The organism is Streptomyces sp. NPDC042002, assembly GCF_055588305.1.
Genome location: NZ_JBVJCT010000001.1, coordinates 335,773 through 349,931 on the forward strand (window position 1 = coordinate 335,773; position 14,159 = coordinate 349,931).

General features: G+C 69.3%; 9 protein-coding genes and 1 tRNA gene. 2 read left to right on the forward strand and 8 right to left on the reverse strand.

Going from position 1 to position 14,159, the window contains the following annotated elements; translation table 11 throughout:
- Window positions 1-49: 49 nt before the first annotated feature.
- Window positions 50-133: transfer RNA gene (locus ACZ6KY_RS01435), tRNA-Leu, on the reverse strand.
- Between the two features lie 101 nt (window positions 134-234).
- On the opposite strand from ACZ6KY_RS01435, the gene ACZ6KY_RS01440 reads away from it, so the two are divergent.
- Window positions 235-891: an ANTAR domain-containing response regulator gene (locus ACZ6KY_RS01440; RefSeq protein WP_469308254.1), complete on the forward strand. Its 657-nt coding sequence runs from the start codon at window positions 235-237 to the stop codon at window positions 889-891.
- 132 nt (window positions 892-1,023) lie between these two features.
- Here ACZ6KY_RS01440 and ACZ6KY_RS01445 read toward each other — a convergent pair whose 3' ends face one another.
- The 7 genes from ACZ6KY_RS01445 to ACZ6KY_RS01475 form a co-directional block, all read right to left on the reverse strand.
- Window positions 1,024-1,740: an ABC transporter ATP-binding protein gene (locus ACZ6KY_RS01445; protein ID WP_469308255.1), complete on the reverse strand. Its 717-nt coding sequence runs from the start codon at window positions 1,738-1,740 to the stop codon at window positions 1,024-1,026.
- On the reverse strand, window positions 1,737-2,951 hold the full coding sequence (locus ACZ6KY_RS01450) for an ABC transporter ATP-binding protein (protein ID WP_469308256.1): 1,215 nt from the start codon (window positions 2,949-2,951) through the stop codon (window positions 1,737-1,739). Before ACZ6KY_RS01450 ends, ACZ6KY_RS01445 begins: the two co-directional genes overlap by 4 nt.
- A 5-nt stretch (window positions 2,952-2,956) precedes the next feature.
- On the reverse strand, window positions 2,957-4,735 hold the full coding sequence (locus tag ACZ6KY_RS01455; protein WP_469308493.1) for a branched-chain amino acid ABC transporter permease: 1,779 nt from the start codon (window positions 4,733-4,735) through the stop codon (window positions 2,957-2,959).
- A gap of 5 nt (window positions 4,736-4,740) precedes the next feature.
- Window positions 4,741-5,673: a branched-chain amino acid ABC transporter permease gene (locus ACZ6KY_RS01460; protein WP_469308257.1), complete on the reverse strand. Its 933-nt coding sequence runs from the start codon at window positions 5,671-5,673 to the stop codon at window positions 4,741-4,743.
- A gap of 196 nt (window positions 5,674-5,869) precedes the next feature.
- A complete protein-coding gene (locus tag ACZ6KY_RS01465) occupies window positions 5,870-7,075 on the reverse strand; it encodes a branched-chain amino acid ABC transporter substrate-binding protein (protein WP_469308494.1) in 1,206 nt (401 codons plus the stop codon).
- Between the two features lie 1,266 nt (window positions 7,076-8,341).
- The gene (locus ACZ6KY_RS01470; RefSeq protein WP_469308258.1) at window positions 8,342-8,803 is read right to left on the reverse strand and encodes a PaaI family thioesterase; all 462 of its coding nucleotides are present in this window, start codon (window positions 8,801-8,803) and stop codon (window positions 8,342-8,344) included.
- Window positions 8,804-8,865: 62 nt separating this feature from the next.
- Entirely contained in the window at window positions 8,866-11,145 is a 2,280-nt protein-coding gene (locus ACZ6KY_RS01475) for an FdhF/YdeP family oxidoreductase (RefSeq protein ID WP_469308259.1), read from the reverse strand.
- A gap of 169 nt (window positions 11,146-11,314) precedes the next feature.
- Here ACZ6KY_RS01475 and polA point away from each other — a divergent pair, with 169 nt between their 5' ends.
- Window positions 11,315-14,041, forward strand: coding sequence for a DNA polymerase I (gene polA, locus ACZ6KY_RS01480; RefSeq protein WP_469308260.1), 2,727 nt, complete (start codon window positions 11,315-11,317; stop codon window positions 14,039-14,041).
- The last annotated feature ends 118 nt before the right edge of the window (window positions 14,042-14,159 follow it).

Consider the following 14,159-nt stretch of genomic DNA (forward strand, 5'->3'; position numbering starts at 1 on the left):
TGCAGCAAAAAGCGGAGGTCCACGCGAACGTGGACCTCCGCTTTGCATGTGCCGGGTATGGGATTCGAACCCACATGTCCTTGCGGACAGAGGTGTTTGAGACCTCCGCGTCAGCCAGTTGCGCCAACCCGGCGTGAGTGGCTCTGCGGAAGCATACCGGGTCATCGCAGCCCGCCGCCGCTAGGTAGTCTTCTTAAGCAGCACAACCTGCCCGGCCCGCAACGAGGAGCCCCCGTGACCGCCCCCGAGTCGCCCCAGCCCGTAGACGCGCCCGACGACGACAAGTCGCACGTGCCTCCGCTGACGACCCGTGTCGTCATCGCCGAGGACGAGGCGCTCATCCGTCTCGACCTCAAAGAGATGCTCGAGGAGGAGGGCTACACCGTCGTAGGTGAGGCGGGTGACGGTGAGCAGGCCATCGAGCTGGCCCGGGAGCACAAGCCGGACCTCGTGATCCTCGACGTGAAGATGCCGAAGCTCGACGGCATCTCCGCGGCCGAGAAGATCGCCGAGGAGTCCATCGCCCCGGTCCTGATGCTCACCGCGTTCTCGCAGCGCGACCTCGTCGAGCGGGCCCGTGACGCGGGCGCGATGGCGTACCTGGTGAAGCCGTTCAGCAAGAGTGACGTGGTGCCGGCGATCGAGATGGCCGTGTCCCGCTTCGCGGAGCTGAAGGCGCTGGAGCAGGAGATCGCGGATCTCACGCTGCGTCTGGAGACGCGGAAGCTGGTGGACCGTGCGAAGTCGATTCTGCAGACGGAGTACGGGCTGACGGAGCCGGCGGCGTTCCGGTGGATCCAGAAGACGTCGATGGACCGTCGTATGTCGATGCAGCAGGTCGCCGAGGCGGTCATCGAGGACGCCGAGGAGAAGAAGGCGTCGAAGGGCTAGTTCCGCGCCCTGGTGAAGAGTTGTTGAAGAGCTTGGGTCCGCGTCGTATCCGTGGATGAGAGTGGACGGGAGAGGCCCGCACCCCTGACGGAGGTGCGGGCCTCTTCGTGCGACTAGAGGTGTCGCGGAGGATCAGTCCTCGCCGAGGTACGCCTTGCGGACGGACTCGTCGTGGAGCAGGTCCTGGCCGGTGCCGGAGAGGACGATGTTGCCGACCTCCATGACGTGGGCCTGGTCGGCGAGGGAGAGCGCCGCCTGGGCGTTCTGCTCGACGAGGAGGATCGTCGTGCCGGACGCCTTGAGTTCGGCGATGGTCGCGAGGATCTTCTGCATCATGATCGGCGAGAGACCCATGGAGGGCTCGTCGAGCATCAGCAGCTTGGGCTGGGACATCAGGGCGCGTCCCATGGCGAGCATCTGCTGTTCGCCGCCCGAGAGGGTGCCCGCGGCCTGCTTACGGCGTTCTCCCAGGATGGGGAAGAGGTCGTAGGCGCGCTGGATGTCCTTCTCGATTCCCGCCTTGTCGCTGCGGAGGAACGCTCCGAGCTGGAGGTTCTCCGTGATGGTGAGGCGGGGGAAGATGTGGCGTCCCTCGGGGGAGTGGGCGAGTCCGAGGGCGACGATCTTGTGGGCGGGGACGTTGGCGAGGGGCTGGCCGTCGAAGAGGATGCGGCCTCCGCTGGGCTTGAGGAGCCCGGAGAGGGTGCGCAGGGTCGTCGTCTTGCCGGCGCCGTTGGTGCCGATGAGGGTGACGATCTGGCCGGCTTCGACGGTGAAGGAGATGCCCTTGACGGCTTCGATCTTGCCGTAGGCGACCTTGAGGTCTTCGACCTCGAGCAGTGCGGTCACTGGGCGGTTCCTTCCTTGCTGGTGCTGCTCGTCGCGTCGGAGTCGTCGGACGCGGGGGCGTCCGTGTCGTCGGACGGGGCGGAGGTAGCGGGTGCCTCGGAGTCGTCGGATGCCTCGGGGGCGTCGGACGATCCTTCGGTCGCGGCGATTTCCTCGGCTTCCTCGGCTGCGGGGGCCGCCGGGGTTTCCGCGTCCGCTGAGGCTTCCTCGGTCTCGTCGGACGGGTCGGCCTCCGCGGTCTCGGCGGCTTCGGCTTCCTCGGTCGCGGTGGCTTCCGCCGCGTCCTCGGCGTCGGTCGCTGCCGGGGCCTCGACGGCTTCGTCGGCCTCGGTGGGTGTCGCGTCCTCGGGCTCGGCGGCTGCCGCCGCTCCGGTGGCTCCTGCCGCTTCCGCGGCCTCGACCTCGGCGAGTTCCTCCTCGCCGGGGGCGCCCTCGAAGGGCGTACCGAGGTAGGCGGCGATGACGCGTTCGTCGCCCTGGACGACTTCGGAGGTTCCCTCGACGAGCTTTTCGCCCTGGACGAGGCAGGCCACGCGGTCGGACAGGTTGAAGATGAAGCGCATGTCGTGCTCGATGACGAGGACGGCGATGCCGCGGTCGCGGATGGCGAAGACGAGGTCTTCGGTCGCGCGGGTCTCCTGGGGGTTCATGCCGGCGGTGGGCTCGTCCAGGAGGAGCAGGCCCGGCTCGCTCGCCATCGCTCGCGCGATCTCCAGCTTGCGCTGTTCGCCGTAGGGGAGGTTGCGGGAGAGGTGGTCGGCCTTGTGGTCGAGGCCGATGAACTCCAGCAGTTCCATGGCGCGTTCGCGTGAGGTCGCTTCGGCCTTGCGGAAGCCGGGGCCGCGCAGGAGGGCGGACCAGAGGCCTTCCTTGGTGCGGGTGTGGCGTCCGACGAGCACGTTTTCCAGGACGGTCATGTTGGCGAAGAGCCGGATGTTCTGGAAGGTGCGGGCGATGCCTGCGCTGGTGACGAGGTGCGGCTTCGGGGGCAGCACCGTTCCCTTGTAGGCGACCTTGCCCTCGGTGGGGACGTACAGACCGGTGAGGCAGTTGAAGAAGGTGGTCTTGCCCGCGCCGTTGGGGCCGATGAGGCCGACGATCTCTCCGGCGTTGACGGTGAGGTCGACGTTGCGTACGGCGGTGAGGCCGCCGAAGCGCATGGTGACGCCGGTGGCTTCGAGGACGGGGCTGGGGGCTGTGGTGGTGGTCATGTTGGTTACGCCCCTGCCTTGGTGACGCCGACGGTGGAGTCGGGCAGGCCTTGTTCGGGGATGTGGACGGCCGCTTCGTCGCTCTCGTGGAATTCGAGCTGGCGGCGGCGGTTGGCGATGATGCCTTCGGGGCGGAAGCGCATGAGGATGACGAGCGCGATGCCGAAGGCGAGGAGCTGGTACTCCTTGAGGAAGCTGAGCTTCTCGGGGAGCAGGTAGAGCAGGGTGGCGCCGAGGATGGGTCCGTTGACGGTGCCCATGCCGCCGAGAACGACCGCCGCGAGGAGGAAGGCGGAGTTCGGGGGGACGGAGCCGGCGAACTGGTACGGGGCCGGGTTGACGCTGTAGCCGACGTGGGCGCTGACGGTGCCGGCGAGGCCGGCGAGCGAGGCGCCGAGGGCGAAGGCGATGAGCTTGACGCGGAAGCCGTTGATGCCCATGGCGGTGGCGGCGGTCTCGTCCTCGCGGATGGCGATCCAGGAGCGGCCGATCCGGGAGTCGGCGGCGCGGTTGAACACGACGACGACGAGTCCGGTGATGAGCAGCATCAGCAGGAAGTAGTTCGCGAACCGGCCGAGGGTGACGAGGCCGAGGACGCTGTGCTCGGCGCCGAAGTTGAACCCGAAGATGTTGAGGTCCGGGATCATGGAGATGCCGTTGGGGCCGTTGGTGAGGTTGGGGCCGGAGGTGCCGTCCAGGTTGTTGACGGCGATGCGGAAGATCTCTCCGAAGCCCAGGGTCACGATGGCGAGGTAGTCGCCGCGCAGTCGCAGGGTGGGGGCGCCGATGAGGACGCCGAAGACGAGCGATGCGGCCATACCGGTGAGCATGGCGGCCCAGAAGGGGAACTGGACGCCGGAGAAGCGGGAGAACTCGGAGCCGGAGACGAGGGCGGCGGCGTAGGCGCCGACGCCGAGGAAGGCGACGTATCCGAGGTCGAGGAGTCCGGTGAGGCCGACGACGATGTTGAGGCCGAGCGCGACGGTGCCGACGACGAGGATGTTCACGCCGAGGTTGGAGTTGTGCTCGTTGTTCGCGACGAAGGGGAAGATCGCCGCGGCCAGGAAGGCCATGGTGGTGGCGAATCCCTTGTGGCGGGCGTTCAGTTGGGCGAAGCGGTCGAAGAGTCCGGCGCTGTGCAGGGCCCAGGTGCCGAAGACGACGAGGAGCAGGTAGCCCAGGAACGTTTCGCTCGCGTCGGGGTCGACGCCGATGCCGTAGTTGAAGACGATGAGTGCGACGGCGGTGGCTGCGGTGATGACGAGGCGCTCGCCCCAGCCGGGCAGCTTGGCGGCCGGCGGGATGAGTTCGGGCTTGCTGACGTAGTCCTTGAACGTGTCGCCGGGCTTGGGGAGTGCCAGGGTGCCGAGGAGGGCGATCAGGGAGCCGACGGCGGCGACGTAGGCGCCGGGGTCGAGTGCGACGAGGCCCTTGAGGTCGACGGCGATGGCGATGGCGCTGAACCAGCTGACGGCGAACGCGGAGGCGGCGGCGAGGACGACGGGCTGGGTGGCGCCCGCCGGGTTGAGCCAGCCGAGGCCGCGGACGTTGAAGAGGGTCAGGGCGAAGAGGAGGGTGAGGACGCCGGCGACGATGTCGAGGACCTGGAGTCCGGCCGGGGAGCCGTAGTAGGTGAGGTCCCCGGGGAAGTCGGACGTGTAGGTCCAGGACATGAAGGCGCTGGCGATGGTGGCGACGGCGCCGATGGCGATGAGGGCGCGGGCGGCGCTCTCGGGGAGGCCGGTCAGGCCGCGCTCGGGGGTGGTGGTCTCGGTGGTTGCCATGGTGCTCACGCCCTGTCCGCGACGCGTTCGCCGACGAGGCCTTGTGGCCTGAACAGCAGTACGAGGATGAGGAGTACGAAGGCCCAGACGGAGGACCAGCCGCCGCCGCCGAGCTGTTCCATGCCCGGGATGCCGTCGATGTAGCTGGTGGCCATGGTCTCGGCGAGGCCGAGGACGAGGCCGCCGACCATGGCGCCGTAGATGTTGCCGATGCCGCCGAGGACGGCGGCGGTGAAGGCCTTGAGGCCCATCTGGAAGCCCATGTCGTACTTCACCGTGCCGTAGCGCAGGCCGTAGGAGACGGCTGCGACGGCGGCGAAGAAGCCGCCGATGGCGAAGGCGATGACGATGATGCGGTTGGTGTCGATGCCCATGAGCTGTGCGGTGTCAGGGTCCTGCGCGGTGGCCTGCATGGCGCGGCCGGTGCGGGAGAGGCTGACGAACAGCGCGAGGGCGGCCATGCACAGGGGGGCGGCGACGATGACGAAGACGGAGCCGCTCTGGATGCTGACGGAGCCGATGTGCCAGGGGCCGAACGGGAGTTGGGGGAACGTCAGGTCGGTCTTGGCGTTCGGGTACGTGTTGAAGACGATCTGCTGGAGGGCCAGGGACAGACCGATGGCGGTGATGAGGGGGGCGAGGCGTGGTGCTCCGCGCAGTGGTCGGTAGGCGAAGCGTTCGGCCCCGACGGCGATGAGGACGGAGACGATTCCGCCGCCTATCAGCATCGCTGGGAGGGCTATCCACATGGATGTGCCGTTTGGCAGAACGTAGAGGTAGACCGAGAGTGCGCCGAAGCCGCCGGTCATGAAGATCTCGCCGTGGGCGAAGTTGATGAGCTGGACGATGCCGTACACCATCGTGTAGCCGATGGCGATCAGCCCGTACATCGAGCCGAGGAACAGCCCGTTGGCCAGCTGCTGCGGCAGGGTGTTCACCGCATGGCCTCCATGTGGGTGGGGAGAGTTGAGCAGGGCGTATGGAGCGGGCCGCGCGGTGACGTGTGGTCGTGGCCGCGCGGCCCTGGGGTTGTGCTGAGGGCCTGTCCGGTGGATCGGACCGTGCTCATGGTGCCGGTTGGGGCGCCGTGGCCTGGTGTCGGACCGATCCGCCGGAGTGGCCCGGTGGTGCGGATCAGCCGGTGAACGTACCGCTCTTGACAGCCTTCCACTTGCCGCTGACGACCTGGTAGACGGTGAGCTGCTTGTTGGTGGTGTCGCCGTACTCGTCGAAGGAGACGGGGCCGGCGATGCCGTCGAACTTGGTCTTCTGGACCTCGGCGACGATCTTGGCGCGGGCGCCGTCCGGGATCTTGCCGTCCTTCACGACAGCGCCGATGGCCTTGATGATGGCGGTGGCGGCGTCGTAGGAGTAGCCACCGTACGTGCCGTAGTCGCCCTTGAGGCCGGAGGCCTTGTACTTCTTGATGAAGTCGGCGGCGGAGGGCAGGGAGTCGACGGGCTGGCCGACGGAGGTGGCCAGGTCGCCCTCGGAGGTCTTGCCGGCGGTCTGGATGTAGGTGTCGCTGAACATGCCGTCGCCACCGAACAGCGGGATCTTGACTCCGCCGTCCTTGAGCTGCTTGGTCAGCTTCTCCGACTCGTCGTACTGGCCGCCGTAGTAGACCAGGTCGGCCTTGGAGTTCTTGATCTTGGTGACGAGGGCCGAGAAGTCCGTGTCGCCGGTGTTGACGTGGTCCTCGCCCGCGACCTTGCCGCCGGACTTGGTGAAGCCGGCCTTGAAGAGCTTGGCGAGGCCGGCGCCGTAGGTCTGCTTGTCGTCGACGACGAACACCTTGCGCTTCTTCAGGGTGTTGTAGGCGTAGTCGGCCGCGAAGCCGCCCTGGAGGGCGTCGGTGGTGGCGGTGCGGAAGTACGTCTTGAACGGGCGGGACTTGGCGGTCTGCCAGTTCTTGCCCTGGGTGAGCTCGGGGGCGGTGTTGGACGGCGAGATCTCGACCAGGTTGGCGGTGTCGAAGACCTGCTGCATCTGGGTGGCGACGCCGGAGTTCAGCGGGCCGACCACGCCGAGGACGCTGTCGTCCTGGACGAGCTGGGTGGCGTTCTGCTGACCGGAGGCCGGGATGGCCTTGTCGTCGAGCGCCTGGACCTTGAACGTCACGCCGGGCACGGTGTTGTTCTTGTTGGCGTCGTTGACGGCGATCTGGACGCCGCCCTGGATGCCGAGGCCGGTGGCGGAGTTCTGACCGGTCAGCGGCGCGTCCACGCCGATGATGATCTCGGTCTTCTTGCCGCTCTTGCTGTCGCCGCTGTTGTCGCGCGAGCCGCAGGCGGTCAGCGTGAGTGCTCCCGTAGTGAGCACGGCGGTGAGTATGACCATAGAACGCTGTCGCACGTTGAATCCTCTCCCTGGCGCGGCACCCCAGGGTGGGGGCCGTGTGTCTCGCCGGGCCGTACTGGTTGAAGCAGGGCCGTGCAGTGACGCGCCCGGCGGCGCGGTGACTGGCCGTGACTATAAGCGCAGGTAGGGGGAGTGTGGAGGAGCGTGGGGAAGGCTGTGACGCTCTTGTTATGCGGGGGGTGCCTCGCGGGCCTGGGGCGGACGATCGGAGCATTTCGGTGTGCTGGTGGGAGGCGGTTGTGTGTTCGCATGGTGAGAACGCGCTGTTCCGGGTTCATGGCGGAGAGCGGAAGTCGTACGTCCGGTGTCGGGACGGGGTGCCGCGGGGGGCGTGGTGCGGTGCGCTTCGCGGCGCGGGGATTGCTTCGTTACGGCAGAGGTAACCGACTGTTACCGCCGCGTGAGGTGGTCGCGGGTGTCCTGGCCGGGTGAAGTGGGTGTGGGGGAGGGCCGGTTGGGGAAGCGCCGGGCGCGAGGGCCGGTCCACAGGTTGTGCGGGTAGGCGCCGCCGAAGGGAAAGCTTTGCTGTTGCTGTGCTGTCTCGTTGCTGATGGGCAGGTCGAGGTGGGGCGGGACGATGGGGGGCGACGGGAAGGCGGGGTCGTATACGGAGACGCGCACGGTGGTCGGGCGGGGATTTCCGGCCTTCACTGTCCGTGGCAGCCGGGGGTGGTGGTGGCGCTCAACTCGGGTGGTCCGGCGCCTGTTTGGGGGACGTCGACGGGGGTGCCGCCGACGACGTCGGCCTCGAACCGGAAGGAAGTGGGCGCGCTGTCAAGGCCCTTGTGGTCGAGGGCGGTGCCGCTCGCTGGTCACGGGCAGGGGTTCGGGGCGGCCCGGGTGGGGGTGCGGGGCGCGGGGCGCGGGGTGACGAGGCCGCGGGTTGTGGTCGCGATGACGACCGGGGCCGCCTGGACGAGCCGTCGGCGCGAGAGCGGGGAGCGTGGCCCAACGGGCGCCGAGGTGTGGGGGGTTGGACCTCGGCAGGCGGTTGGGCTTCCCGGAGCGGGCGTCCCGGGACAGGGTTCCCCGGCCCGGCGCCGGGCACCGGGGTCGGCCGCCGGGCCGGGCCTTCGGGGGTCGGGCCTCCGGGCCGCCGGGAGGCGGACGCTCCCGGGCGCGCCCCAGGTGTTCCCGCCGGGCCGGGCGGTTCCCTCCCCCCGGGGAGGGCCCTTGAGGGCGCCCCGGGAGCTCCCTGAGGGCCCCGGAGCGCCCCGGAGGGGTGCGGGCCGGGGTCCGGGGAGGTCAGCTCTGGGGTGCGTCCTTGAGGATGCAGGTGAGCCGGGCGCTGCACACGCGCTTGCCGTCCTCGTCCGTGATGGCGATCTCGTACGTCGCCGAGGTGCGCCCGCGGTGGACGGGTGTGGCCACGCCGGTGACGACGCCGGAGCGGACGCCGCGGTGGTGGGTGCAGTTCAGGTCGACGCCGACGGCGATCTTGGTGATGCCGCCGTGGAGCATGGCGCCGACGGAGCCGATGGTCTCGGCGAGGACGGCGGAGGCTCCTCCGTGGAGCAGGCCGTAGGGCTGGGTGTTGCCCTCCACCGGCATGGTGCCGACGACGCGGTCCGAGGAGGCTTCGACGATCTGGACGCCCATGCGGTTGCCGAGGTGGCCCGCGGAGAAGAGGGCGGGCAGGTCGACGCCGAGTGCGGCGTACTCGTCGATGACCCCTTGCGGGAACTTCGGGATGTGCTGTTCGCCCATCGGGCCCGGCTCCGTCCGTCGTTGGACCACTTTGTCGTGGATGTTCCTTGCTGAGCGAACGCTCAGTCGGCTGTCGATTGTTCCAGACGGACGACCACGGACTTGCTGGCAGGGGTGTTGCTGGTGTCGGCGGTCGCGTCGAGCGGGACCAGGACGTTGGTCTCCGGGTAGTAGGCGGCCGCGCAGCCCCGGGCGGTGGGGTAGTGCACGACGCGGAAGCCGGGCGCGCGCCGTTCCACGCCGTCCTTCCATTCGCCGACCAGGTCGACGTACGAGCCGTCCGCGACGTTCAGGTCGCGGGCGTCCTCGGGGTTGACGAGGACGACCCGGCGGCCGTTCTTGATGCCCCGGTATCGGTCGTCGAGTCCGTAGATGGTGGTGTTGTACTGGTCGTGGGAGCGCAGGGTCTGGAGCAGCAGGCGGCCGGCGGGGAGTTCGGGGTACTCGACGGGCGCGGCGGTGAAGTTGGCCTTGCCGGTGGCCGTGGGGAAGCGGCGTTCGTCGCGGGGGGCGTGCGGGAGGGTGAAGCCGGCCGGGTCGGCCACGCGCGCGTTGAAGTCCTGGAAGCCGGGGATCACGCGGGCGATGCGGTCGCGGATGCTCGCGTAGTCGTTCTCGAACTCCTCCCAGGGGGTGGTGCTGCGCTCTCCGAGGGCCTTGCGGGCGAGGCGGGCCACGATGGCGGGCTCGGACAGCAGGTGGGGGCTCGCGGGATCCAGGCGGCCGCGTGAGGCGTGCACCATGCCCATGGAGTCCTCGACGGTCACGAACTGTTCGCCGCTGCCCTGGAGGTCGCGCTCGGTGCGTCCGAGGGTGGGCAGGATGAGGGCCCGGGCGCCGGTGACGACGTGCGAGCGGTTCAGTTTGGTGGAGACGTGCACGGTGAGCCGGGCGCGCCGCATGGCCGCCTCGGTGACCTCGGTGTCGGGGGAGGCGGAGACGAAGTTGCCGCCCATGGCGAAGAAGACCTTCGCTTCGCCGTCGCGCAGTGCGCGGATGGCCCGTACGACGTCGTAGCCGTGTGCGCGGGGCGGCTTGAAGCCGAACTCCTTCTCCAGGGCGTCGAGGAAGGCGGGGGCGGGGCGTTCGAAGATGCCCATGGTGCGGTCGCCCTGGACGTTCGAGTGGCCGCGGACCGGGCAGACGCCGGCGCCGGTGCGGCCGATGTTGCCGCGCAGCAGCAGGAAGTTGACGACTTCGCGGATCGTGGGGACGGAGTGCTTGTGCTGGGTGAGGCCCATCGCCCAGCACACGATGGTGCGCTGGGAGGCGAGGACCATGGTCAGGGCCTCGTCGATCCTGTCGCGGGTGAGGCCGGTCGCGGTGAGGGTCTCGTCCCAGTCGGCGGCGCGGGCGGCCTGGGCGAACTCCTCGAAGCCGTGGGTGTGTTCGGCGACGAAGGCTTCGTCGACGGCGCCTTCGGTGGCGAGGATCAGCTTGTTCAGCAGGCGGAAGAGGGCCTGGTCGCCGCCGAGGCGGATCTGCAGGAAGAGGTCGGTGAGCGCGGCGCCCTTGACCATGCCCTGGGGGGTCTGCGGGTTCTTGAAGCGTTCCATGCCCGCTTCGGGCAGCGGGTTGACGGTGATGATCTTCGCACCGTTGGCCTTGGCCTTCTCCAGGGCGGAGAGCATGCGGGGGTGGTTCGTGCCGGGGTTCTGCCCGGCGACGATGATCAGGTCCGCCTGGTAGAGGTCGTCGAGCAGGACGCTGCCCTTGCCGATGCCGATGGTCTCGGAGAGGGCGGAGCCCGAGGACTCGTGGCACATGTTCGAGCAGTCGGGCAGGTTGTTCGTGCCGAGCTCGCGGGCGAAGAGCTGGTAGAGGAACGCGGCCTCGTTGCTGGTGCGGCCCGAGGTGTAGAAGAGGGCCTCGTCGGGGGAGCCGAGCGCGGCGAGCTCCTCGGCGACGATGTCGAAGGCGCGCTCCCAGGTGATGGGCTCGTAGTGGTCGGCGCCCTCGGGGAGGTACATGGGGTGGGTGAGGCGGCCCTGCTGGCCGAGCCAGTAGCCGCTGCGGCCGGCGAGGTCGGAGACGGGGTGCGCGGCGAAGAAGTCCGGGGTCACTCGGCGCAGGGTGGCTTCCTCGGCGACCGCCTTCGCGCCGTTCTCGCAGAACTCCGCGGTGTGCCGGTGCTCCGGCTCTGGCCAGGCGCAGCCCGGACAGTCGAAGCCGTCCTTCTGGTTGACGCGCAGGAGGGTGAGCGCGGTGCGGCGCATGCCCATCTGGCGCTGGGCGATGCGCAGGGTGTGCCCGATGGCGGGGAGCCCGGCCGCCGCGCGCTTGGGTTCGGCTACCTGTGGCGTGTCCTGGACCGGATCGCTTTTGGGCGGCTTGCTGGCCATCGCTGAACCCCTTCACGTGCGCACGTCGGTGTGCGTGTCTTCGTACCGCTTGGATACTCGCACGCGTGGCCGACAGCGACGGTCCTGGGTTGTGGGAATCCGGGCGGGGGAGGTGCCTGCCGGGCCGGGACGGCTCTCGATGTCAGTGGGCCGTGGCAGGATCGGGGGCGTGGCAGACACAGCATCGAAGAAGACCGAGAACACCGCAGGTACGGGCCGCCCGCGCCTGATGCTCATGGACGGGCACTCGCTGGCCTACCGCGCGTTCTTCGCGCTGCCCGCGGAGAACTTCACCACCGCGACGGGTCAGCCGACGAACGCCATCTATGGTTTCGCGTCGATGCTGGCGAACACGCTGCGTGACGAGTCGCCCACACATTTCGCGGTGGCGTTCGACGTCTCGCGCAAGACGTGGCGTTCCGAGGAGTTCACCGAGTACAAGGCGAACAGGTCGAAGACCCCGGACGAGTTCAAGGGGCAGGTCGAGCTGATCGGCGAGGTGCTGGACGCGATGCACGCGCAGCGGTTCGCGGTGGACGGGTTCGAGGCCGACGACATCATTGCGACGCTCGCCACGCAGGCCGAGGCCGAGGGTTTCGACGTGCTGATCGTCACGGGCGACCGTGACTCCTTCCAGCTGGTGTCCGAGCACACGACGGTGCTGTATCCGACGAAGGGTGTCTCGGAGCTGACCCGGTTCACTCCGGAGAAGGTCTTCGAGAAGTACGGGCTGACGCCGGCGCAGTATCCCGACTTCGCGGCGCTGCGCGGCGACCCGTCGGACAATCTGCCGGGCATCCCGGGTGTCGGCGAGAAGACGGCCGCGAAGTGGATCAACCAGTTCGGTTCGTTCGCGGAGCTGGTCGAGCGGGTCGACGAGGTCAAGGGCAAGGTGGGGCAGAACCTGCGCGACCACCTGGAGGCGGTGAAGCTGAACCGCCGTCTCACGGAGATGGTCAAGGACGTCGAGCTGCCCCGGACGGTGGTGGACCTGGAGCGGGCCGCGTACGACCGTACGGCCCTGGCGATGGTCCTGGACACCCTGGAGATCCGTAATCCGTCGCTGCGCGAGCGGCTGCTCGCCGTGGACCCGGGTGCCGGGGAGGCCGAGGAGGCGGGGCCGGTCGCCGAGGGTGTCGAGATCGACGGCACGGTGCTGGGCGCGGGCGAGCTGAAGCCGTGGCTCGCCGAGCACGGCACGGCGGTTCTGGGCCTGTCCACGGTCGACTCGTGGGCGCTGGGCACGGGGTCCGTCGCCGAGGTGGCGCTCGCGGCCGGTGGGGGTGCGGCCGTCTGGTTCGACCCGTCCCAGCTGGACGAGTCCGACGAGAACGCGTTCGCCGCGTGGCTCGCGGACCGCGGGAAGCACAAGGTGATGCACAACGCCAAGGGCGCGATGCGGGTCTTCGCCGAGCACGGCTGGACGATCGAGGGCGTGAGCATGGACACCGCGCTCGCCGCCTACCTGGTCAAGCCGGGCCGCCGTTCCTTCGCGCTGGACGCGCTCTCGCTGGAGTATCTCGGCCGGGAGCTCGGGCCCGCCGCCGCGGCCGACGGGCAGCTCGCCTTCGGTACGGACGAGCAGGCCGAGGCCGACGCGCTGATGGTGCAGGCCCGCACGATCCTCGATCTGGGCGAGGCGTTCGGGGAGAAGCTCCAGGAGGTCGGCGCGGCGGATCTGCTGCGTGACATGGAGCTGCCCACGTCCAGTCTGCTGGCCCGGCTGGAGAGGCACGGCATCGCGGCGGACCGGGCGCATCTGGAGGCCATGGAGCAGATGTTCGCCGGGGCGGTGCAGCAGGCCGTGAAGGAGGCGCACGCGGCCGCCGGGCACGAGTTCAACCTCGGCTCGCCCAAGCAGCTCCAGGAAGTCCTCTTCGGTGAACTGGCCCTGCCGAAGACGAAGAAGACCAAGACGGGCTACACGACGGACGCGGACGCTTTGGCCTGGCTGGCGGCGCAGACCGAGAACGAACTGCCCGTGATCATGCTCCGCCACCGTGAGCAGGCCAAGCTGCGCGTCACCGTCGAGGGGCTGATCAAGTCGATCGCCGCGGACGGCCGCATCCACACCACCTACAACCAGACGGTCGCGGCGACCGGCCGGCTGTCGTCGACCGATCCGAACCTGCAGAACATCCCGGTCCGCACGGACGAGGGCCGCGCGATCCGCCGCGGCTTCGTGGTCGGTGAGGGATTCGAGTCCCTCATGACCGCGGACTACAGCCAGATCGAGCTGCGGGTGATGGCCCATCTGTCCGAGGACGAGGGACTGTTGGAGGCGTTCTCCTCCGGTGAGGACCTGCACACCACCGTCGCGTCCCAGGTGTTCTCCGTGGAGCGGTCCGCGGTCGACGCCGAGATGCGCCGCAAGATCAAGGCGATGTCGTACGGCCTCGCCTACGGGCTGTCGGCCTTCGGCCTGTCCCAGCAGCTGAACATCGAGGCGGGCGAGGCCCGTGGGCTGATGGACACGTATTTCGAGCGCTTCGGCGGCGTACGGGACTATCTGCGCCGGGCGGTCGACGAGGCCAGGGCCACGGGTTACACCGCGACGCTCTTCGGGCGCCGCCGCTATCTGCCGGATCTGAACAGCGACAACCGGCAGCGGCGTGAGGCGGCTGAGCGTATGGCCCTGAACGCTCCCATCCAGGGCACGGCCGCCGACATCGTGAAGATCGCGATGCTCAACGTTGACCGGGCGCTGCGGGAGGCGAACCTCACCTCCCGCATGCTGCTCCAGGTCCATGACGAAATCGTCCTGGAGATCGCCCCGGGGGAGCAGGCCAGGACGGAGGAGCTGCTGCGCCACGAGATGGCGTCCGCCGTCCAGCTCCAGGTCCCGCTGGACGTCTCCGTGGGCTCGGGCCCGGACTGGGAGTCGGCGGCGCACTAGCACCGGGCGGCGGGGGGGGGGGGGGGGGGGGGGGGGGGGGGGGGGGGGGGGGGGGGGGGGGGGGGGGGGGGGGGTGGGGGGGGGGGGGGGGTTGAGTGCGTGGGGGTCCTCGTCTTAC

Coding starts and splice junctions, on each gene's coding strand:
- ACZ6KY_RS01465 (WP_469308494.1), bottom strand. CDS start 7,075: ATGGTCATACTCACCGCCGTGCTCACTACGGGAGCACTCACGCTGACC.
- ACZ6KY_RS01450 (WP_469308256.1), bottom strand. CDS start 2,951: ATGACCACCACCACAGCCCCCAGCCCCGTCCTCGAAGCCACCGGCGTC.
- ACZ6KY_RS01455 (WP_469308493.1), bottom strand. CDS start 4,735: ATGGCAACCACCGAGACCACCACCCCCGAGCGCGGCCTGACCGGCCTC.
- ACZ6KY_RS01475 (WP_469308259.1), bottom strand. CDS start 11,145: ATGGCCAGCAAGCCGCCCAAAAGCGATCCGGTCCAGGACACGCCACAG.
- ACZ6KY_RS01470 (WP_469308258.1), bottom strand. CDS start 8,803: ATGGGCGAACAGCACATCCCGAAGTTCCCGCAAGGGGTCATCGACGAG.